Source organism: Haloferula luteola (assembly GCF_014201715.1).
Classification (GTDB): domain Bacteria; phylum Verrucomicrobiota; class Verrucomicrobiia; order Verrucomicrobiales; family Akkermansiaceae; genus Haloferula; species Haloferula luteola.
In genome coordinates, this window is record NZ_JACHFD010000024.1 from 23,431 (window position 1) to 45,833 (window position 22,403).

The following is a 22,403-nucleotide window of genomic DNA, read 5'->3' on the forward strand; positions in this document are numbered from 1 at the left end:
TTGCATCAAGCCCATTGGGCTACCCTTCCCGCTCAGTCGTTCTCAGCTCCCCCCAGGATCCAGCTCGTGACCCATTCGATTTCCTCGGCGGTCATCTGCTTCTTTCCTTCCGGGGGCATGTGTTCTTCGTCGTCCAGAGGCAGATGAACCCGAAATAGCAGGTTGCTGTCTTCATCTCCCGGTTCAAAAGCTGGCCCTTCCTTCCCGCCTTTCACCAGCCATTCGTAGCTGTCCATGCGCAGCTTTCCCTTCGCTTTGTCAGGACCGTGGCAGGAAACACACTTGGCGTCAAAAATCGGCTGTACATGCTTCAGGTAACTCACCTTCACATCGACTACGGACTGCGCTTCTTTCGGAGGATGGGGCTGCTCTTCTGCGCTCCAAACCGGGATCTCGGTAGCTTTGGGCGGGGGCGTCATCCAGCTTTTCAATGGTTCAGGCGCCTCATCCGTCAGGAATGTCTTTCCATGAGTGATCGAACCGCCGTCGTGACTCGCCACCGTCATGGCTCCACCACTCGCCAGCAACAGAACCCAATAGCACGGCGCGCCCCTGCCCCCTGCGGCCTCCACCCAGGATTTCACCACCACCGTCAGCACCGTCAATCCGGCAAACACGAGGCCGAGGCGCAAATGACTCTCCAACAGCTCACCCGAATAGTCCTCGGGTTGGCTCTGCCACAACAAATAGCCAAAAACCGCCGCCACGACCGCGGAAATCGCGGTGAAAAACATCGGCCATAGGGTCGAAGCCGAGGAGCGCCGGAAGATCCGTCCCAGCTCCATCAACACCACCAATGTCAGCATCCCGATCGGCAAATGGAGCACGACGGGGTGCAGTCGACCGAAAAAGCGAAACCATTCGGGCACTGGCCACCCTTCACCAAAAATCGGAACCCACAACAATGCGCCCAACCCGCTCATCACGCTGAGCCCCCCCACGGTGAGCACGGCGGCGAACAAGGCCGAGTAGCGGGAGCGGGATTTCTCAGTCATCGGTGCAGCCATCCTAGCAACCCTACGAGAGGACGGACACGTTTCTTATTCCCGACCTTGAGGAGATCCGCCAACCCTGCCCCTTTTCCCCGGATTTCCAAGCACTCAGCTCACACGTCCACCACCGGACTCCCGTCTTTCTTCTCGGCTTTTTTGCCGCTTCGCAAAAAGGGAACAAAGCGGCTCAGATCAATCCCCAACACCTGCAAGGACTTCACCAATATGATCAAAGCCGTTGCCTCGTCGATGAACGGAACGGCATCAGGAAGAATCCCCAGGGTCAGAAGGTAGCCACCGGAAAGGAAGGCCGCAGACAAGGCGAAGAACTTTTTCATGACCCTGAATTTACGACATCCGTCCACTGAATCAATCCACCTGCCGTTCCAAATCGTCCTCAGGATTCCACAGGACGAATCTCAATTTTGCGGAAATCCACAGACATTTCGACTCCTGGATGCATTTGCAGTCCCACAGGTCCCTTTTGGCCGACCGTATCGGAATCATATTCCAGCACTTCTTTGCCGTCGAGAAAGACGCGATACTTCGCACCGCGAACTTCAATCTTCATGCGATTCCACGCGCCTTCTTTTAACAGGGGGGCGACACCCGCTGCCTCTTTGGGATAACCGCCCTTTGACGCGATATAGGGAGACCCCGTCATGTCTCGCTTCAGGGAACGGCTGACACCAATTTGGATTTGATCATTTTCACCCCGCAGAAAAACCCCGGAGTCGATGGCCCCCTGAAACCGGAATTCCAGCTCGACATCGAAATCCTCATACTCGGTCTGGGTCCACAGGATGGATCCTTTCAAGTCGGGATCATTTTTCCCGGAAATCACTCCATCCGCCGCTTTCCAGCAATCAGCTCCCGTCACTTTCCAGCCATCAAGGGACTTGCCATCAAACACCTGGGCAGACGCCGAAAGTGCCATGCCCATCATCCAAGCGGTCAAAATCCATCGCATCATGAAGCATCCCCTCTCATGGTTTTCTCCATCGGTCAAACTCCCACCGTCGCCTCACGGCGACGCTGCAGGAAAAGATCGATCGCATCGACAATCGCAATCCAAGAAGCCTCGATGATGTTCTCGGAAACGCCGACCGTGCCCCATGTTGATTTTCCGTCGCCACTGACCACCAGCACGCGGGTTTTAGCCGCAGTGGCGTCGTGGCCATCGATGATCCGGACCTTGTAATCCAATAGCGAAACGTCCCCGATTTCCGGGTAAAATGGCAGCAGCGCCTTGCGCAAAGCCTTGTCCAAGGCGTTCACCACACCGTGCCCCTCGGCCACTGTGTATTCGGCTTCGTCTCCAACATGTACCTTCACCGTGGCCTCGCACACCGGATCGTGACCGTCCCGGTAAAGTCGGAACGATGTGTGAAATTCCTTCAGTTCAAACGGCTTTTCATATTCGCCCACTTCTTTGCGAATCAGCAATTCCAGCGAGCCTCCCGCTGCCTCAAAGGAATATCCATCGTGCTCCAGATCCTTGACCCGGGTCAGCACCGCCTTGGCCTCGGGAGAACCCTTTTCCAGTGGCACTCCCAGCCCTTCAGCCTTCAACAAGATGTTCGACTGGCCGCTGAGTTCCGAAACCAGGATCTGTTGGGAATTGCCCACGGCTCCTGGTTCGATGTGCTCATAGCTCCGCGCCAATTTCTGCACGGCATTCACGTGCATCCCCCCCTTATGGGCAAACGCGGTACGGCCCACAAAGGGAGCCCGCGCGAAGTGGGGATTGTTCGAAACATCGTCGACGAAATAAGAAAGCTGCTGAAGCTGCTCCAAATCCGGAACTACCGGAATTCCCATCTTCAGTTGGAGGATCGGAATCACCGAAGTCAGATTGCAATTCCCGGTTCGCTCCCCGTAGCCGTTGATGGTCCCCTGGACTTGGACACCTCCTGCCTTCACCGCGGCGATCGCGTTCGCCACCGCCAGCTCACAGTCATTGTGGGTATGAATGCCCAAAGGCGTGCCAGGGATGGCCTCAGCCACCACCTTGCAAATCACCATCACTTCTGAAGGGAGAGTGCCGCCATTGGTGTCACACAGAACCAAAACATCTGCTCCCCCCTCGGCTGCCGCCTGGAGCGTCGCCAACGCATGCTGCGGGCTCGCCTTGTAGCCGTCGAAAAAGTGCTCGGCATCGTACACCACCTCACGACCGTTTGCTTTCAAATACCGCACCGTATCCCGGATCATGGCCTGATTCTCTTCCACGGTCGTACGCAGGACTTCGATCACATGAAGATCCCAGCTCTTGCCAAAAATCGTCACGACCGGAGTCTCTGCATCCAGCAACAGCTTCACTTGGGGATCTTCTTCGACCGCCACATCGGCACGACGGGTCGACCCAAATGCGGCCAACTTGGCATGCTTCAGGTCCAGCTTGCGAGCTTCCTGGAAAAACTCGATATCCTTTGGGTTCGAGCCCGGCCAACCGCCTTCAATGTAGTCGACACCAAAGGCGTCGAGACGTTGCGCGATCCTCAGCTTATCGAGCATCGACAGCTGGAAGCCTTCGCCCTGCGTGCCATCACGCAGCGTGGTATCATAGAGTTGGACCGATTTCATGGGTTCGCTGGGGGGCGTGGATGTAGCAGCCCGAGACGAATCCCGCAACCCACGAAACACCTGATTCGGAGTCTTTGCCGCTTGTACGCCATGGGTGCGCACCCAGCGCAGTCCATCGGCACCTCCCCCGCTGCCCTCCTCAAATCACCCGCCCTCGCCGCAGCGCTCGCCTTCCGAGCTTTCATTCTGACAGTCGAGATTCCCCAGCCTCGAGGGGGTCGACTCGACAATGAACATGCTGAAATCATTTGCCCTTCTTGGTTCGGACTTGGTTGCCCTCCGAAACCATCAACATGGATTACCGAGAAGCCTCCAGAATGCTCTTGAATGAGACCGACGATTCCTATAATGCGCTCATTTGGTAGATCAAGTTATCTGAATTTGTGAATATTTAGGATCTTCCTACCACAAACACAGCCATCTATTAAAATGAGACGACCAATGCTCACTTTCTTGGCCTTGGGCCTCCTGACAGGATTTGTCACTGGCCAACAGAAACGCCCCAATATCCTGATCATTTGGGGAGATGACGTTGGAATGTGGAACATCAGCGCATATCACCGAGGAATGATGTCGGGAGAAACTCCAAATATCGACCGAATTGCCGATGAGGGGATGCTCTTCATGGACCATTACGCACAAGCCTCCTGCACAGCAGGCCGTGCAGCATTCATTACCGGCCAATCACCATTGCGTGTCGGATTGGCATCCGTAGGTGTCGCAGGTTCTCCCCAGGGCCTTCAAAAAGAAGACCCCACGCTTGCCGAAATGCTGAAGCCACTGGGTTACGCAACTGGTCAATTTGGAAAGAACCACCTAGGAGACCGAGATGAGCATCTCCCAACGAACCATGGTTTCGACGAGTTTTATGGAATTCTCTACCACCTCAATGCTGGAGAGTATCTCGAGCAGCAGGACTATCCGCTGGAAGCCATGGAGAAGGCCGGAATCAAACAACGAGGTGTGATTCATTCTTGGGCACAACCGGACGGAACCCAGAAAATCGAGGATCTAGGCAATTTTGGTCAGGAGCGGCAACGCACCATGGATGAGGAGGTGTTGACCGAATCAAGACGCTTCATCCGCGACGCTGTCGCCGCCGAAAAGCCCTTCTTTGTTTGGCACAATACGACTCGGATGCACTATCGTACCAACCTTAGTAAGGAATACGACGGGGTCACGGGGCTGGGCCTCTATGCCGACGGAATGAAAGAAATGGACGATGACGTTGGTGAGCTCCTGAAGCTTCTTGATGAACTGGGCGTTAGCGACAATACCCTCGTCATGTTCTCCACCGACAACGGTGCGGCATCCAATTCTTGGCCAGATGGAGGAAACCAACCGTTTCGTGGGGAAAAGGGTGTCGGAGGGTATGAAGGTGCCTACAAGGTACTTTGCATGGTTAGGTGGCCTGGTATCGTTCCTCCCCACTCGACCACTGGCGAATTGATGGCCATGGAGGATTGGATTCCCACCATCATGACCAAGCTCGGACAACCCCAACTCAAAGAGCAGCTGCTAACGGGGCACCAAATCGGCGACACCTCTTACAAGGTTCACCTCGATGGCTACGATCAAACCCCCGTCCTCACGAAGACGGGTCCAAGCAACCGCAAAGAGTTCTTCTTTTTCTCAGAGACGACTTTTCATGGTGTCCGCTTTGGCGAATGGAAGTTCCTCTTCACTAAGCAAGATCGCTGGTTCAATGGAGTCCAAAACAAGATGGTCACTCCATCGATTACACGACTCGACCTCGACCCATTTGAGCGATTCCACAGCGCAAGGGGATTTGACGAATGGCAAGAGAATCGTTCTTGGGCCTTGGTTCCCGCTCTCGGCGTTGTCCAAAATTTCTTTAAGTCCTTTGAAGAGTATCCACCTCGGCAAGCGAGCCTCGATTTCGATACCAGTGAAATCATCAAATCCATGATGCAAACGAGTTCGCAGTAAGACCTGTCCCGCCTCGTCAGTTTCCTACGTTGTTGAGATGCCTTCTCCTGCCATGGGGAAGGCTCCTTTGTAAAAAATTCAGCCCGCACCCTGTCCATTTGGTGCGTCCCGCTGGGAAACTGCGGAGATCGAGGAGAGACGGACGAAGGGCCCCCTATAAGCCGCAGTCTGGGGACTTTTGTCAGCCTCTCCTTGAAAACGGCCTTCCCCTTCACTCCAGCCGTAAAAAACACAAAGCCCGCCGTAACCTGCAGTTACGACGGGCCCTTGTCTAGCCTCCCTGAGAAATCATTACTCTCCGACCGGATCTTCCAGCCCGGCCGGAGGTCGTTGAGAATCATCGACCTCCTCCGCAGGCCGATAGCGATTGCCTTGAAGCTTCAGTTGGATGCCCTTCCCTCCCAAGGAGGGGAGAGTGTTCCCAAAATCCACACGATCAAGACGTTGGCGAACTTCATCGGGAGCCGCCGCGCGATCTTCATCGGTCTCATAGGGGCCCTGCCAGGTAAGTTTTCCCTCGCGATCGTAAACCTTGGCCTGTTTTCCAGAACCATCATTGGTAAGCTCCACACAACCCCGTTCATCCGAGAGCCGAATCGAAGAACCCGAACCGCTGGAGCGGAATTGCATGCTCTGGCTCCCTCCCAGGCTCATGTCTTGCTTGAGGCGCTCCATCATGCCGCCGGTGATGTTCTCCCCAAGATCGGGCATTTCACGATCCAGCTGATCAAGGAGGCGCATGTTCCGCTCCAAAGCATCGCGCAGCACGTCGGAATGGCGGTCGGGAAACACCCCCCCGGACATTCCCCGTCCTTGCAGCGGCTGCACATCAGGCATGCTGGGACGAGCCGCCAACTCCACCGTGAAGGGCTTGCGCTCTCCTTCTTGGATCGCCTCCACCTTGACCTTGTCGCCCACGGCCATGTTCCCGGTGATGTCGATCACATCCTGACGATCGCCGACAGGACGCTCATTGACACGGAGGATCACATCTCCCTTCCTCAATCCACCGGAAGCCGCTGGCCCATCGGGAATCAAATCGGTCACAATCACCCCTTCGCCCGAGTTCAGCTTCAGATGTTCCGCAAGAAAATCCGGGACCCGGTCGAGCACCACTCCGAGGTAGGCTTGGCCTTCCTCGGGGGCCGTGGAAAAAGGTTCATCAAGCGCCCGCTCTTCCTCAGCATCTCGGGGCGGCACCACGATCCTCGGTATGGGTGCGATGGGAGCGACCGGACTCACTTGAGCAGGTCGCTGTCGCGGAGGCGTCGGCACCACTTCCTGGGAGGGCTCGATCGCCATCAGCGGCGGAACCACCGCCGCCACGGCCAAAAGTTGGAATAGGTTCGTTTTCATCGTCGCCTGTTTCACTACTATAAGCGTCGTATCTCTGTATTCTTGTCTACGCAGGATTCCGTCAGTCCACTTGTTCTGGGATCACCACATATTCCACCCGGGGCACCGAGGTCTCGATAACCTCACCCTTTTCATTGAGGAGCTTCATGCGGTCCATGTAGGTCACGCGCACCACCCTCATCGGTTGGGCCTGGCGATTCCATTGAAGCCCGAGGTCCTCGGTTTGACTGACGGCGCTGTCGATCGAAGCGGGCTGAAAATGCCCGTCTGCCGCTGGGGCTTGCTCGATGGGAACTGCGTTCTGAGCCACCGGCACCCCTGCAGAGCTTTCCGGACGGATCGGGGCAGCAGGAGACATTTTCACCGCCGTCCAAGCACCCGCCATGGCGACGGCCGCGGCGGCCGCAAGCCATGGGAATCGGGACCCGCGAGAGGGCTCCACGACCTCAGCCGCAGGCACCGGGAAACGGACCGTCTTGGCTTCATCGAGAAAGGGAGTCCGCTCCAAGGGAGCGGCGAGCTTCTCGAACAAGGCAGCGCTCGGTGGCCTCGGGTTCATGCGGCCCAAACGGGCTTCCAGTTGGGCGACCTCATCCCCTGCCAGCGCAGAAGGATCTCCCAATGCGGCGGCCAAGCCATCCAGCAAGGCTGAGTCGAGCTTGGCGGGAACCAAGGCTTTCAACTGATCTTCAAGTCTTTGGAATTCGGAATCCATGGCTGGTTCAAATAGAAAGGTCACCCTTCCGGCGGGCCCCTGAGAGTTTCTTACTCAGTGCTTCAAGTCCGTAGCGATACCGGGAGGCCGCAGTGTTTGGTGAAATATCCAGAGCTTCGCCGATCTGTGCGAAGGTCCGGTCACCCCAAATCTTGAGCACGATCACCTCTGCGAACTTTTTCGGCAGATCTTTGAGTCCACCTTCGAGAAGCTTGCGGGTCTCATCATCCGAGGTGTCACTTTCAAACCACGGATGGAACTCATCCTGAGACTGCACGATCGAATCCCCCACGACCTGGTCTTCACGCCGCTTGCGTCGGTCGTCCTTGCGACCGAGGTCGATCGCCAATCGACGAAGTGCCGTATACAGATAGGGCATCCACGCTTCCTGACCGCCCGAGAACTCACCAGCTTCGATCTTGTCGACCAACTTGACGAGGGCATCCTGGAGAATGTCCTCAGCGTCTTCTTGGGACCGGGTCTGTTGACGGGCAAAGAGCAGCAGCCGCGGGCCGTGCTCGCTCAACCACTCCCGCCATGAAGACGGAGTGGCATTTGGGGAAAGAGTCGTCGGTTGAGGCGTCACCTGAAATTCGGAAGGTTTCATGAATCAAGCGATGCCTTTCCCCAACCTTGTCTATTTCTCGCGTCTTCGCTCTCCCGCCAATGCCCGCCCGGTCGGAGATTGCGGATCGGCGGCCAGTTCTTCGGGAGATCCCACCGCAACGACCCGCCCGCCTCGCTTGCCTCCACCTGGCCCCAGATCGATGACGTGGTCGGCGGCACGAATCACATCCAGCTGATGCTCTACGACCAACACGGTATGACCCGCATCTCGGAGCCCGCGGAACGCCGTCAACAACCGTTCGACGTCTCCAAAGTGCAGCCCCGTCGTCGGCTCATCGAAAAAATAAAAGGTGTGAGGCGCAGCCGGCTTTGCCAGCTCCACGGCCAACTTCAATCGCTGCGCTTCTCCTCCCGAGAGAGTGTCCGCCGCCTGTCCCAACCGCAAATATCCCAACCCCAGATTCTCGATCACCTCCAGCAAAGTCGCCAGCTTCGGCACGGCCCCGAAAACTTGTCGGGCTTCGCTGACCGATCGCTCCAGAACCTCCGCGATATTCAATCCCTTGAATGCCACTTCCAAAGTCTCTCGATTGAAGCGTTTCCCTCCACACGCCCCACAGGGCACCCATGCATCCGGAAGAAAATGCATTTCGATCTTCAGTCGCCCGGCACCCTCGCAGCGTTCGCACCGCCCCCCGCGCGTGTTGAAACTGAAGCGCCCCGGCCCATACCCACGCTGTCGCGAAAGCGGTAGCTTGGCATACAAGGCGCGGATGATGTCGAAGGCTCCCGTGAAGGTTGCGGGATTCGACCGCGGGCTGCGACCGATCGCCGATTGATCGACAATCACGGCTTTTCCAATGTGCTCGAATCCCTCGATGCCATCGTGGGCTCCTGGACGATCCGTCGCCCCATGAAAATGGCGGCGCATCGCACGCATCAAAATGTCATCTGCCAAAGTCGATTTTCCACTGCCACTGGGCCCGCACAGACAGGTAATCGTCCCCAGTGGGATCCTCACCTGCACATCTCGCAGGTTGTGTTCTCGCGCACCGCGGATCACCAGGTCGTTGCCCCAATTCAGGCCCCCCATGGTGGCTGGCAATCGCCGAGGCGACGCGGGCGGACGGCCCAGCCAATCCTTGGTCGGAGAGTTCGCGACTTGGTCCAACGGCCCATTGGCCAGCAAATACCCTCCTTCACTGCCAGCACCTGGCCCCAGTTCCACCAGCCAATCCGCGGCGCGAATCACGGCCTCATCGTGTTCCACCACCACCACGGTGTTGCCGCGGTCGCGCAGCTCTTTCAATGCCTCCACCAATCGGCCTGTATCCTCGGCATGAAGACCGATGCTCGGCTCGTCCAACACATACAAAACCCCTGTCAATCCGCTACCCAACTGAGTGGCCAAACGAATGCGCTGCGCTTCCCCTCCCGACAAAGTCCCACTCGCCCGATCCAACCCCAGATACCCCAGGCCCACCCGCTCCAAAAACGAGAGCCGCTCCTCCAATTCCCGCACCAATTGCCCGCAGACTTCCACCCGATCGGCCGGCAGTTGCACCCCGCCCAACCAGGCAAGAGCCTCCTCCACCGGCATCCCACAAAAATCCTGAATTCCCCACGCCGGCGTCGACTCCATTTCCGCGGAACCAGCCACCTTGCTCGAGATCTTCACGGCCAAGATCCCGGGCTTCAGGCGTTTTCCCCCGCACACGCGGCACGGACGTTCCGCCATCACCCGGGAAATCCTCCGCCGCACTGCCTCACTCGATGCCCCCTGCAACTTCCGCTCCGCTTCACAGCACAGCCCCTCAAACTTCTTCACCTGAGGCTTTTTTTCCGCCCCCATCTTCCAGCCCGTCTCCAACATGCCGCCCTGGAATAAGAGCCACTTCAAGGCCTCCGGAAGCTCATCGAAGGCTCTCCCCTCAACGTCGAACATTTGCTCCATCGCAGCGGCCTCCCGCAAAAACGCCTTCTCACGCTGAGACTTCGGCTTCCACCACCCTTTCACGGCTGCTCCCAAGGGCTTTTTCCCATCGTCGACCAACAAGGTCGGATCACAAAACCGCTCCGTGCCAAGCCCTTCGCATGCCGGACAGGCACCAAGGTGGGAGTTGAACGAAAAATGTCGCGGACTCAGCTCACCCATCTCAAAGCCCGTCTTCGGATTCCGATAGCAGGTCTGAAATGACCTGACTTCCCAGGCATCCACTCCCGGCCGCTGCACCAAAACGCGCGACTCACTGCCGCAAATTCTCAGCGCCGTTTCCACCGAATCCGCCATTCGCGACTCCGAGCCCTCGCGCACGACCAACCGATCGACCACAATCTCCACTTCCTCCGCTCGCTCCGGCCAAGCCCCCTCCGCCTCGTCCAAATCCAACATCTCCCCATTCACCCTCACCCGCACAAACCCTTGCCGCTTCAAATCCGCGACCAAGCGCCCCACCTCCAGCGCTTCTTCCCTCGGCACCGGGGCGAGCACCACTACCCTTGAGCCTTCCGGCTCCGCCGCCAACGCCGCCACAATGTCCCCCGCTGCCATCTTTTCCAGCCGCTCTCCTGTCTCTGGATCATGGGGAGTCCCTGCAGCGGCCCACAACACCCTCAGATGCTCATAAATCTCTGTGGCTGTCGCCACCGTGGACCGTGGATTCAATCCACCGCTTCGCTGCTCGATGGCAATCGCTGGGCTCAACCCCTCAATGGCATCCACATCCGGCTTTTCCAACTGATCCAGAAACTGCCGCGCATACGCCGATAACGACTCCACAAACCTCCTCTGCCCCTCTGCGAACAATGTGTGAAATGCCAACGACGATTTCCCGCTGCCGCTGGGTCCCGTCACCACCACCAGCTTTTCCCGCGGAATCTCCAAATCGAGATTCCTCAAATTGTGCTGCCTAGCCCCACGAATCCGGATCACGGCCCCATCATGGACGCCCCCCTGCCAAGGTCCAACCTCGAACCACCGACATCCCCGTTCTGACAAAGGGTGGACCTCTGCACCCCGATCCTCCCATGATCGCCCCGTGCCCGCCGCCCGCGTCCTCATCGACGGCCCATCCGAGCTCGTCTTCGACTACGCCATCCCCGATGGCCTCCCGGTCCTTGCCGGCTGCCGAGTCCGCGTCCCCCTCCGCAATAAAACCTCCACGGGCACCGTTCTCGCCGTCACTGATCATGCTCCCGCCGATCTCGGATTTGCCCTCCGCCCTCTTCACTCCCTCACCGATCCCGAGCCCCTCCTCACGCCCAAGCTTCTCGAGCTAGCTCGTTGGATTGCCGACTACTACGCATGCAGCATCGAAAGTGTCGTTCGGGTCCTCTTGCCCGAGGCCGTCCGCACCGAGGAAAACGCAGCTAAGACCCGCAAGGCCGTCGTCCTCACCCAGCTGCCCGATGAGGAAACTCTCGACCAACTCGCCAAGCGAGCCCCCAAACAACACACCATCCTCACCCTGCTCCGTCACGTTCCCGAGCAGCAAATGCCCCTCACCGACCTCGGAAACGCCGCCGGCACCAGCGTCAAAGCCCTCGTCGCAAAAGGCTTCGTGCAACTCATCGATCAGCAAGTTAGGCGCGATCCCGATGCCGATGGGGTCGACGAGATTCTCCCCACCCGCGATCTCCCCCTCAGCGAGGAGCAACAAACCTCGCTCGACGCCATTCTCTCCTCCTTGGAAACCGATGGCGGCTCCCTCGCGTCGCCACCTTCACCCACACGTCCCTTTCTTCTTCACGGGGTCACCGGCTCTGGAAAAACCGAAGTCTACCTCCAAGCCGCTCGCCATGTTCTCGAAGCCGGTCGCACCGTCCTCGTCCTCGTCCCCGAAATCTCCCTCACCCCCCAAACCGTTCGCCGTTTCCGCGCCCGCTTCGCCCATATTCAGGATCAGGTCGCCGTCCTCCACTCCAACCTCTCCCAAGGCGAACGCTTCGATGAATGGCACCGCATCCGCAAAGGCAAAGCCCGCATCGTCATCGGGGCCCGCTCCGCCGTCTTTGCACCCCTCCCTGACCTCGGACTCATTCTCGTCGATGAGGAGCACGAAAACTCCTACAAACAGGACCAAGTCCCCCGCTACCATGGCCGCGACGTCGCCGTCCTCCGCGCCCATCTCGAAGGCGCCACCGTCGTCCTCGGCTCCGCTACTCCCTCCCTTGAGTCTTGGCAAAACGCTCTCGACCAAAAATACCAACTCCTCCGACTCACCCACCGCGCCGATGGCCAATCCCTTCCGCTCATCCGCGTCATCGACATGCGGCTCGAGTCCAAAAAACAAAAATCCAAGGATACCTTTCTCTCCGATCGCCTGCGCTCCGCCATCGACGACCGCCTCGCCAAAAACGAACAAACGATCCTCTTTCTCAACCGCCGAGGCTTCGCCCGTTCCCTCCAATGCCCGGCCTGCGGTCATGTCTGCCAGTGCCCCCACTGCGCCATTGCTCTCACCTACCACCGCACCGACGATCGTCTCATTTGCCACATCTGCGGCCACCAAGCCGTCGTCCCGCGAAAATGCCCCGAGTGCAAAGACCCTTCGATCATCCTTCAAGGCTTTGGCACCCAGAAAGTCGAAGACGTCTTCCACAAAGTCTTTCCCTCCGCCCGCATTGCTCGCATCGATGCCGATGCCCTCAGAAAAAAGAACGCCCTACGCGATCTTCTCAACGCCTTCCGCGCTCGAAAAATCGACCTTCTCATTGGCACTCAGATGATTGCCAAAGGCCTCCATTTCCCGAACGTCACCCTCGTCGGCATCCTCAACGCCGACATTGGCCTCCATGTCCCCGATTTTCGAGCAGGCGAGCGCGTCTTTCAACTCCTCACCCAAGTCGCTGGCCGCGCCGGACGTGGCTCCCTCGAAGGCGAAGTCATCGTCCAGACCTTCACGCCTCACAGCCCGAGTATCCAGTTTGCTCGCCATCACGATTTCGATGGCTTCGCCGATCAAGAACTCGAAATGCGACGCCAGTTCGGCTACCCTCCGTTCGCGCGCTGCGCGCTCCTGACCGTCCGCTCCACCCACGAGCGTCGCGCCGAGTTCACCCTGCAAACCCTCCATCGCCGGCTGAAAGAAGCACTCCCGCCCGGCATCGAATTGGGCGAGCCCCTGCCCAGCCCCTTGGTCAAAGCTCACGGCCAATTCCGCTTCCAACTCATCCTCCGCGGGCCCAAAGCCCGCGCGCTCACCCGACACGTGCAGCAGGTCCTTGATAAAACCCCTCTTCCCGAGGACGTCACCGCGGTGTTCGATATGGATGCCCTGAGCTTCACTTAGCCTCCCCAGCAGTTCCCCATTTTCAGGACTCGGGTCGTGCCAGACATCCTCGGCATCCACACTGAAGGGATCTGCCCATACCCACCTCGTCGCCCGAGGACTAACGGAGAAGACACAAGATTATCCATCCACATGGAACTTGTCATCACGGGCTCAACTTTGCTTTATCTTGCCATAGCTTCCATCCATGGAGTGGACCGAAGCCATGCTCTCCCCGTGAATCGGCCCTTCTCTTTGACCAACCTTCCCGATGCGTCCTGAAAACCCATGGTTGGACGCCGTCGTGGAGTCGTTTCCCGCCGACGCTCCGCAGAATGCCGCTCGCCTAGATCTCCTTGTCGAAGCCGCCACCGCCATCCCCTTTTCCTCCAAGGAGCCCGATCCCTTCCCGCCATCTCCTCCCTGGAAAGCAGCTTGGCGATCCCTGCTCGCCTCATGCGTCATTCTCCTCACCGTTCTCGGCCTCCACTTCGTCTCCCCGCCTGCCCTCGACCGACTTCGGACCTTTGCCTTGGCCGATCAACTGAACGTCGTGAAATCCAATACGACCTCCCTTTCCGAGCCCCTCCGTTCCATCCATCCCGCCCATTTGGACAATCGTTGGTCCCCTGCCTCCTGGTATCCCCTATTGGAAAGTCGAATTCCCCCATCGCATCGTCCCTATGTCCTCGGCGATCCCAGCGAACTTTCGTTGATCGATCGCTGGCAAACCTCTTGGCAAACTCGACCCAACTCCCCTGCCACCGCAGCCGAGACCCTCCGCATCGACCTCACTGATGATGGCTCCATTCTACCCGAAAAAGTTGCAGAACTGAAAGCTCTCGACCCGGGCAATGGCTATTACGATCTCGCGGTCGCATGCCTACTGCTCACCGAATCGACCGCTCCTAGCGGTCGAAGACCCAGTGGCTATCCTCAGGTCAGCATCTCCAACCCCGCCAACTTCCAGCGGGCCGAGAAATTCCTGGATCGTGCCATTGCAGCTGATTTCATCGCCGATCGCCGCGACGAACGGCTCATCTCTCGTCTCTCGCTCTGCCGACCCGCCGAAGATTTCGGCGCATTCGTCCTCAACCGAGCGGTCTACTTCGACTTACGACAACTTCCGTCTGGCTCCATCGCATCGGGCGACTCCGTCGCTTGCTTTTTCATCCCCTCTGCCGAGGAAATGGTGGCTCAACAAAATCCAGAGGGGCTTCGACAACTCTGTGAGCAATGGACTCGCATCGCCAAACATCTCTCCGCCATGGACCCCACGGGAGCCATGGTGGCCTTTGCATGGAATTCTGCACCCGCCATGGAGGCGGCCTGTCGTTCCCTCAGACTCACCTCATGGGAAGATCATTTTCGCCTTGGAATGGCGGCAGTTCGCCCCGAGTTGCCACCCTCGATCACCACCTACGATTTCTCTGTTTCGTCATTCTCGCAGTTCTCCAGCTTGGGCACCGACTCTCTTCGGCTTGCCGAACACCGCTACTACGAAAAACTCGACCTGATTTTTGCTGCCGCCTTCAGCCTCGTTCTCGTCCTCGTGGTGTCTTTGCTTTCTCTTTCATCATCCAGCCGATTGTTAGGCCTACCCGGGCGCTTGGCTCACGCGCTGCGTCCCATCGACCATCTTCGCATCTTGATCTTCGGAGCCTTGGTCCCGTCCGTCTTGGTTGCCAGCATCCTTGAAAACCCATTTCTCTATTCTCGAGAGACGACCTACACCGCTCGCCATGCCCTTTCCGTGACACTCCTCTTCTCGGGCCTTATCATCTGCGTGCTCTTCCACACCACGCGGGAAATCTCCATCTCCCTCGCTCGTCGTGCCTCTCCCATCGGCTTCCGCCGTCTTCATCCCCGACTCTACGGAGTGGCCGGATGGATGGCTCTGCTGATAGCGCCAGCCACCATGGCGCTCGATCACCTGAGCGGTCTCCCCCTGCCTTTCGTTCCCGACAAATCTCTCCGCCTCCACCTCTTTGGGCTCCTCGGACTCCTTCTCATGGCCTACTTCGCCGAGACTCTGCTCTTGCTCTATAGCGGGCATCGTCGACTGCACGCCGCGACCCTTCTCCGGGTCTTGATTCTCCATCTCGCCATCCTGGCGGGCATCTTCTCCGCCTGGGCGGGAGTCGATGGGCTCATCGAGCGCCACCACATGATGAGGAGCTCCATCGAAGACATCACCTCTCCCCCGTTCCAAAGGCAACTCAGAGGCTCCACCCCTGATGCACGGATCTTTCAGAAGGCCCTCGAAAACCACCTCTTCCACCACCCCGAATCCTAAACGCTCATGCAGCCCATCCGCTGGACATTTCCAGTACGTCTCATGCTGGTGACGATTTCCGCCGGGCTCGGGATCCTCTCATTCCCGCCGGTCGGACTGTCCGCCTGCAGCCTGATCTTCCTTCTCCCCTTTCTGATCGCCCTTCGGGGCGCATCCCCCCAGCAATCCATCGGACTCGGGGCCTTGATGGGCTTCTCCCTCTACCTCGGCACTCTCAACTGGATGGTCACCATCTTTGGCGGTTTCGCGCTGTTTCTCCATGCCGTCCTCACTCTCTTCCCCATGCTGTTCACTGGCCTCTGGGCCACCCTCGCGCTCCCAAATCGAGCCTGGGCACCGTGGATCGCCGCAACTCTCTGGACCGGCTTTGAATACTACCGCTGCGAATGGTCCCCTCTGCGCTTTGCCTGGATCACGCCCGGCACCGGATTGCCACCCGGCTATCTCACCCCCCTCCTCGGGGTCTATGGGATCACATTTCTCATCGCCGCTGCCTGCGCAGCGATCGCCTTTTCCCCACGTCAGAGACTGCTCGGCGTGATCCTCCTCGGATCCATCGCGCTCTGCACCTGGCTGCCCAAACCCTCCACTCCCAACCCCACCCTCAAAGTTGCCGCCATCCAAAGTGAGGAAATGTCGACCTTCGCTCTGCTCCATCGCAGCAAGGACCTGCCCCCGGTCGATGCCATCGTCTGGCCGGAATACGCCACGACCACCGACCTTCGACAAAACACGGCTCTTCGCATCGAACTCCAAAAACTCCTCGACCTGAAATCGGCTCAAGTCCTCGTGCTCGGTGGCCGAGCTGACCGCGAGAATGGCACTTGGGAAAACACCGCCTTCACCCTCGGGCGAGACACCCTCCTGGGCACCCACGTCAAAAACCGCCCCGTCCACTTCTTTGACGACGGTCAGCCCGGCACCCAAGCGCCTGCCATTTCCACTCCTCTCGGCCAAATCGCCACCCCCATTTGCTTCGACAATGACGGAGATGCCGTTGTGCGTAGAGCCGTCGCCAACGGAGCGGAATTCCTTCTGATCCCCAGCATGGACGCAGAGAGCTGGACAGCCCGTCAACATCGCCAGCACGCCGCATTGTTCCGCCATCGCGCTGCGGAAAATGCACGCTGGTTGGTCGTCGCCGCCTCCTCCGGCCTCACCCAAGTCGTCGATCCCTGGGGCCGACGAGTCGACTCGCTCCCGCTTTTCGAACCGGGCAATCTCGTCGCCGAGATCGCGCCATCCCGTCGTCGCACCCCCTATCAACTCGGAGGTTGGCTCATCGGCCCTCTCTGCTGCGTTTTCACCGCCGCAACCTTGGTCTTCGCCGTCTACCAATCGCGCCGCAACCTCTCCAGCCCCACCGCCCCTGCTGAAGGCCCCACCGGATGATGTGACCCACCGAGATTCCAAGTGGACTCTCCTAGAACCTCACCCCCCGGTCGCAGACCAATGGCTGCCACCGGGCGGAGGATCCAAATCACTTACCAAGGCATCGGGAAAGCTCGCATGAAATCATGCACCCGATCACGCAACGCATGCAGAGCCGACTCGTCACCGACATTTTGAAGCGCTTCGTGGATGAAATCGGCCACCTTCTCGATGTCCGCCTCCTTCATTCCCCGAGTAGTCACCGCAGGAGTTCCTACCCGAATTCCACTCGGCTTCATCGGAGTTCCCGTGTCGAAAGGAATCGAATTCTTGTTCACCGTGATCCCGGCTTCATCCAGAGCATGCGATGCTTCGGCGCCGTTCAGCCCCTTGGCTCTGAGGTCCACCATCATCACGTGGTTGTCCGATCCTCCGGACACAATCCGATAACCGTGCTCCGTCAACCGCGCCGCCATCGCCTGCGAATTCTTCACCACCTGCTCTTGGTAGCTCTTGAATTCCGGCTTCAGCGCTTCGCCAAAGCATGCCGCCTTGGCCGCAATCACATGCATCAACGGGCCGCCCTGAATCCCCGGGAACACCTGAGCATCGATCTTCTTAGCGAACTCCTCCTTGCACAGAATGATCCCACCCCGCGGGCCGCGCAGCGACTTGTGAGTCGTCGACGTCACGAAATCCGCGTGCGGCACCGGATTCGGATGAACCCCCGCCGCCACCAAACCCGCTATGTGCGCCATATCCACAAACAAATACGCGCCCACCTCCCTAGCGATCTGCGAAATTCGCTCGAAATCAATCACCCGCGAGTAAGCCGAGGCTCCGCAAGTGATCAGCGCCGGCTTCACCTCGCGTGCCAACTCAGCCAAGTGATCGTAGTCAATTCGTTCATCTTGCTCGCTGACCCCATAGTGCGTCACCTCGTAGAAGCGACCCGAGAAGTTCGCCTTGTGCCCGTGGGTCAGGTGGCCCCCGTGGGCCAGGTCCATCGTCAAAATCTTATCGCCCGGCTTCAACACCGAGAAATACACCGCCGTATTCGCTTGGGAACCTGAGTGAGCCTGCACATTCGCGTGCTCTGCACCGAACAACTCCTTGGCCCGCTCAATCGCCAAACTCTCCACCACGTCCACATTCTCGCAGCCGCCGTACCAGCGCTTGCCGGGATAACCCTCCGCATACTTGTTCGTCAGCACCGAACCCTGCGCTTCCATCACCGCTGGCGATGCGAAGTTCTCCGATGCAATCAACTCGATATTGAAGCGCTGACGCTTCTCCTCCGCCACGATCGCCGCATAAAGATCCGGATCGTTCTCCGCAAGCCGCGAACCCGATGCCTTGCAAACTCGACGCTCATGGCGCCCTCCCTCGAACTCCGTCGAAAGGAAGGCATCCACCATCGCCTTGCCCGTCTCCGCGTCCACCACCTTGCCACCAAGGCAAAGCACGTTCGCGTCGTTGTGCTGGCGTGTGATCACCGTCTCCTCCACCGTGCGAACATTCGCAGCCTGCACGTGCTCGAAACGATTCGCCGTCATGCACACGCCGACGCCCGACGTGCAGCACAGAATCCCCCGATCGTGGGTGAAATCCGAAACGGCACGGCCCACCAGATTGGCAAAATCGGAATAGTCCACCGACTCGGTACCGTGCGTCCCAAAATCCGTCACCTCATAACCTTGCGCTTGCAGGTGGGCGACGAGGGCTTCCTTCAGTTCGACTCCGCCGTGATCGGCGCCAACGGCAATTTTCATGGTCTTCACGCTCATGGGAAACGGGATGGATGGCGGCAGGGAAATGGCCCACCCGACGCGGAAATGCAACCCCCGTCTCCAGAGGTCACGGACTCAAGCCGCCTCAGAAGCTCAGGAAGTTTGATCAATCAACGCAATCAACGTCGGAATCGCCCGATCAAAGGTCCCGGCGACTTGCTCGTAGGCCCGCTTGCCCATGCCGATCGGGTCCGGCACATCAGCGCCAATCCCACGCCCGGGAAGCTCCACAAACTCGCACATCAAATAAAATTTATCCTCATACTCCGGCCACTCCGCAAGCAATGCCGCCAAATGCCCGCCGGTCATCGCAAACACATGGGTGGCCCAATCCAAGAGCTCCTCCGTCACCGGCTGGCTGCGAAAGGCCCCCGATTCGATCCCACGCTCCATCAAAATCGCCGCCGACTCCCCACTGATGGGCGAACCTGGATAGGCAGCCACTCCCGCCGAGGCGACTTCGAACTCCTCCCGGTCCTCCACAGCATCCCGAAACAAAGCCTCAGCCATGGGACTGCGGCAGGTATTTCCCGTGCAGACAAAGAGAACCTTATGGGTGGCAGACATCGGCGGACAAAGTGAGCGCAGCTCCGCCTCGGGTCAAGCCGACCTTCCTCCATCCGCTTCCTACAAACTCATCCCCAGCGTTTGATCCGATCCACAAACCCCCGCAGGAACTTCTGAGCCTTGATCTCACCCACCCCTGGAACCGCCATACCCTCATCGATCGATTTCGGGCGATACCGGCACAAGGCCTCCAAAGTCTTGTTACTAAACACCACGTATGGAGGCACCTGCTGGGCCTTGGCGATTTTTCCCCGCAACGCTCGCAGTTCCTCATAGAGCCCGGGGTCGAAGCCGTGATCGTCCAATACCGCCGAATCCACCCCTGCCGCCTCACTCGCCGATGGCCAAGCCAGCCGGTAACTTTTGCTCCCACGCATCACCCGCTCGCCCCGCTCGGTCAACGTGACCAACGGGTATTCTCCCACCTCCACCCGCAGCAATCCCCCCTCCGTCATCGCTCGAAACAAGCTGTTCAGATAGCCGCTTCCTTTCTCCGCCAACAATCCATAGGTGCTCAGCTGATCCAAACCCGCCGCGGCAATGTCCTGCGATCGACTGCCCAAGAGCATCAGAACTATCTTGCCGCGCCCGAATCGCCCCTCCCATCCCTGCCCCGTCTGCCGAGACATCCGCGCTACCCCGGACAAGGCCTTGCGCACCACCATGTGCTCCTCCTCGGTCGGCGGACGATCCTCTCCTCCGCCATCCAGGCAAACATCGCAACAGCCACAAGTATCAGCCTCTTCCTCCCCGAAGTATTCGAGAATCCATTGCTGCCGACAAACCCGGGAGTAAGCCATCTCCACCATTGCCTTCAGCTTATCTCGATCCCGCCGCTCCTTTTCACTGAGAGCGTCCTCATCGATCGCCAAATCCGCCGGATACACCTCAGGACGCCTCAGCCGGGTCCCGCGCATTCGCTTCCCCGGCACATCAAATCGCTCAATGTATCCCGACCGCGCCAGCGTCGCCAACGCACTGCTCACTGCCATGGAGTTCTTCAAACCCGCCCCATCCGTGATGTCCTCAATGCTCTTGTGCACCTCATGCTCCCCGTCCGCGGTCTGCATCAGGTAACGATAGACATCCCGAATCGCCTGCCCCCCCGGATTCGCCCCCTCGATGAAAAACTCCTGCGTTCGCGTGTCCGCATAGTTGAACAAAAGCTCGCATACCGCCGCCTCACCATCACGTCCCGCTCGGCCAGCCTCCTGATAATAGGCCTCCACACTACCAGGGATCTCGTAGTGCACCACGAAACGCACATCCGGTCGATCAATCCCCATCCCGAATGCATTGGTCGCCACCGCCACATCCGCCTTGCGAGACAGAAAAATTTCCTGAGCCTTCTCGCGCTCTCCATCACTCATCCCTCCGTGGTAGGCAATCACCCGCATCCCCCAGGACGCCAGAGTTTCGCTGACTTCCTCCACCTTCTTGCGGGTCGCGCAGTAGACGATCCCTGTGCGATGCGCACTCGCCACCGCACGCACCCGATCCAACTTCTGGGCCTTTTTGTCCACCGCCGTGATGGTCAGCGAAAGATTCGGCCGCGAGAACCCGCTCACCACTTCGAACGGCTCCCGCAACCCCAACACCTGCAGAATATCCTCCCGCACCACGGGCGTCGCCGTCGCCGTCAATGCCACGCACTGCGGGCGGCCGATCTTCTCCAGCGCCTTGCCCAAACGCATGTAGTCGGGCCGAAAATCGTGTCCCCATTGGCTAAGGCAGTGAGCCTCATCCACCGCAAAAAGCGACACTTCCACCCCCTCCAGTGCTCGCAGGAATGACTCCGCCCGGAAACGTTCCGGGGCCACGTAGACCAGTTTCCAGCGGCCCGTTCGCATCCCTTGAAGTCGCTGCTTTTGCTCCTCCCAAGGCACCGTCGAATTGATCAAAGTCGCTGGAATTCCCTTGGCCACCAACGCGTCCACCTGATCCTTCATCAGCGCGATCAAAGGCGATACCACCAGCGTCACTCCCGTGAAACACATCGCAGGGAGCTGATAGCACAACGACTTTCCCCCACCGGTGGGCATCACCACCAACCCGTCACGACCCGAGACGATCTGCTCAATCACCCTTTCCTGGCCGTCTAGGAATCCGCCGTGACCGAAGTGTTTCTTCAGGGCGTCGAGTGGCTTCAGGAGGAGTTTACGGGATTTGCGGAAGGCCATGTCTCCTGTTCAAATGATTAAATCCAACCGCCGCGGTCAAGGCTGGCTTGCCCGGACGACGACCTTCCCTATGGTCGCCCCGCGTCCATGACCCTCCTCTTTGATATCGGCAAGGTGCTTCTCGACTTCGACTTTGAAAGCTCGCTGCGGAAGCTGATCCCCGACGACGAACCCCAACCCGATGAGCGCCTGCGCAAAATCCTGGGCGACAAGGATGCTTTCGAACGGGGTGACATCCCGCTCGACGACTACCTCGCCCAAGCCGAACGGGAACTCGGCCCGGCCGCCGATCGCGAAACCTTCATCGCAGCCTGGCGTAACATCTTCACCCCGAACGTTCCCATGTGGCAAGTGGTCGAAGACCTCAAAGCCCAAGGCCACCGCCTGCTCTATTTCTCCAACATCAACCCCATCCACGCGCCGTGGATCTTCGAGAATTACGATGTCTTCCGCCACTTTGAGGGAGGCACCTGCTCCTATCTCGCAAAGCTCATCAAACCGGAACCCGCGATCTACCGCCATGTCATCGAGACCTACGGACTGACCCCCGCGGAAACCCTCTACATCGACGACTTGCCAGCCAATATCGAATCCGGCATCGCCGCTGGTTTCCAGTCCCACCTCTACGACCTCCACCGGCACGACGCCTTCGAGACCTGGCTTTCCTCACACCTCCAAGTCCCTCCACAAAAAAACCGCGCCCGCTAAAACAGCGAGCGCGGTCAACCAGGAAGCAAGGAATCCGCGAACCGTCAGTTCGTCG

Annotated in this window: 16 protein-coding genes; 5 read left to right on the plus strand and 11 right to left on the minus strand. The window is 58.9% G+C overall.

The window, feature by feature from the left end; translation table 11 throughout:
• Positions 1-32: 32 nt before the first annotated feature.
• The 4 genes from HNR46_RS17325 to cimA all read right to left on the minus strand — a co-directional run bounded on the left by HNR46_RS17325 (position 33) and on the right by cimA (position 3,578).
• On the minus strand, positions 33-995 hold the full coding sequence (locus HNR46_RS17325) for a c-type cytochrome domain-containing protein (protein ID WP_184021123.1): 963 nt from the start codon (positions 993-995) through the stop codon (positions 33-35).
• A gap of 110 nt (positions 996-1,105) precedes the next feature.
• A complete protein-coding gene (locus tag HNR46_RS17330; RefSeq protein ID WP_184021126.1) occupies positions 1,106-1,330 on the minus strand; it encodes a hypothetical protein in 225 nt (74 codons plus the stop codon).
• 59 nt (positions 1,331-1,389) lie between these two features.
• Complete coding sequence (locus HNR46_RS17335; protein ID WP_184021128.1) at positions 1,390-1,965, minus strand: 3-keto-disaccharide hydrolase; 576 nt, start codon at positions 1,963-1,965, stop codon at positions 1,390-1,392.
• A 32-nt stretch (positions 1,966-1,997) separates the two neighbouring features.
• On the minus strand, positions 1,998-3,578 hold the full coding sequence (gene cimA, locus HNR46_RS17340; protein WP_184021130.1) for a citramalate synthase: 1,581 nt from the start codon (positions 3,576-3,578) through the stop codon (positions 1,998-2,000).
• Between the two features lie 441 nt (positions 3,579-4,019).
• Between cimA and HNR46_RS17345 the strand changes: the two genes are divergently transcribed.
• A complete protein-coding gene (locus tag HNR46_RS17345) occupies positions 4,020-5,528 on the plus strand; it encodes an arylsulfatase (RefSeq protein ID WP_184021132.1) in 1,509 nt (502 codons plus the stop codon).
• Between the two features lie 291 nt (positions 5,529-5,819).
• On the opposite strand, the gene HNR46_RS17350 is transcribed toward HNR46_RS17345, so the two are convergent.
• The 4 genes from HNR46_RS17350 to uvrA all read right to left on the minus strand — a co-directional run bounded on the left by HNR46_RS17350 (position 5,820) and on the right by uvrA (position 11,098).
• On the minus strand, positions 5,820-6,884 hold the full coding sequence (locus HNR46_RS17350) for a S1C family serine protease (RefSeq protein ID WP_184021133.1): 1,065 nt from the start codon (positions 6,882-6,884) through the stop codon (positions 5,820-5,822).
• Between the two features lie 61 nt (positions 6,885-6,945).
• Positions 6,946-7,599, minus strand: coding sequence for a hypothetical protein (locus tag HNR46_RS17355; protein WP_184021134.1), 654 nt, complete (start codon positions 7,597-7,599; stop codon positions 6,946-6,948).
• Between the two features lie 7 nt (positions 7,600-7,606).
• Positions 7,607-8,206 (minus strand): RNA polymerase sigma factor, encoded by a 600-nt coding sequence (locus HNR46_RS17360; RefSeq protein WP_184021135.1) that lies wholly within the window; start codon positions 8,204-8,206, stop codon positions 7,607-7,609.
• A gap of 30 nt (positions 8,207-8,236) precedes the next feature.
• Entirely contained in the window at positions 8,237-11,098 is a 2,862-nt protein-coding gene (gene uvrA, locus HNR46_RS17365; RefSeq protein ID WP_221285250.1) for an excinuclease ABC subunit UvrA, read from the minus strand.
• A gap of 106 nt (positions 11,099-11,204) precedes the next feature.
• On the opposite strand from uvrA, the gene priA reads away from it, so the two are divergent.
• The 3 genes from priA (at position 11,205) to HNR46_RS17380 (ending at position 17,124) form a co-directional block, all read left to right on the plus strand.
• Positions 11,205-13,457 (plus strand): replication restart helicase PriA, encoded by a 2,253-nt coding sequence (priA, locus tag HNR46_RS17370; protein ID WP_184021138.1) that lies wholly within the window; start codon positions 11,205-11,207, stop codon positions 13,455-13,457.
• A gap of 250 nt (positions 13,458-13,707) precedes the next feature.
• The gene (locus HNR46_RS17375; RefSeq protein WP_184021139.1) at positions 13,708-15,732 is read left to right on the plus strand and encodes a hypothetical protein; all 2,025 of its coding nucleotides are present in this window, start codon (positions 13,708-13,710) and stop codon (positions 15,730-15,732) included.
• A 6-nt stretch (positions 15,733-15,738) separates the two neighbouring features.
• Positions 15,739-17,124, plus strand: a complete 1,386-nt coding sequence (locus HNR46_RS17380; protein ID WP_184021140.1) for an apolipoprotein N-acyltransferase — start codon at positions 15,739-15,741, stop codon at positions 17,122-17,124.
• Positions 17,125-17,216: 92 nt separating this feature from the next.
• On the opposite strand, the gene rpiB is transcribed toward HNR46_RS17380, so the two are convergent.
• From rpiB to HNR46_RS17390, 3 genes are all read right to left on the minus strand, one after another.
• Positions 17,217-18,875, minus strand: coding sequence for a ribose 5-phosphate isomerase B (rpiB, locus tag HNR46_RS21035; RefSeq protein WP_281375607.1), 1,659 nt, complete (start codon positions 18,873-18,875; stop codon positions 17,217-17,219).
• Between the two features lie 111 nt (positions 18,876-18,986).
• Entirely contained in the window at positions 18,987-19,460 is a 474-nt protein-coding gene (locus tag HNR46_RS21045; RefSeq protein ID WP_246418177.1) for a low molecular weight protein arginine phosphatase, read from the minus strand.
• Between the two features lie 68 nt (positions 19,461-19,528).
• Positions 19,529-21,640: a RecQ family ATP-dependent DNA helicase gene (locus HNR46_RS17390; RefSeq protein ID WP_184021142.1), complete on the minus strand. Its 2,112-nt coding sequence runs from the start codon at positions 21,638-21,640 to the stop codon at positions 19,529-19,531.
• A gap of 87 nt (positions 21,641-21,727) precedes the next feature.
• On the opposite strand from HNR46_RS17390, the gene HNR46_RS17395 reads away from it, so the two are divergent.
• Complete coding sequence (locus tag HNR46_RS17395; RefSeq protein ID WP_184021145.1) at positions 21,728-22,348, plus strand: HAD family hydrolase; 621 nt, start codon at positions 21,728-21,730, stop codon at positions 22,346-22,348.
• Positions 22,349-22,403: the final 55 nt, after the last annotated feature.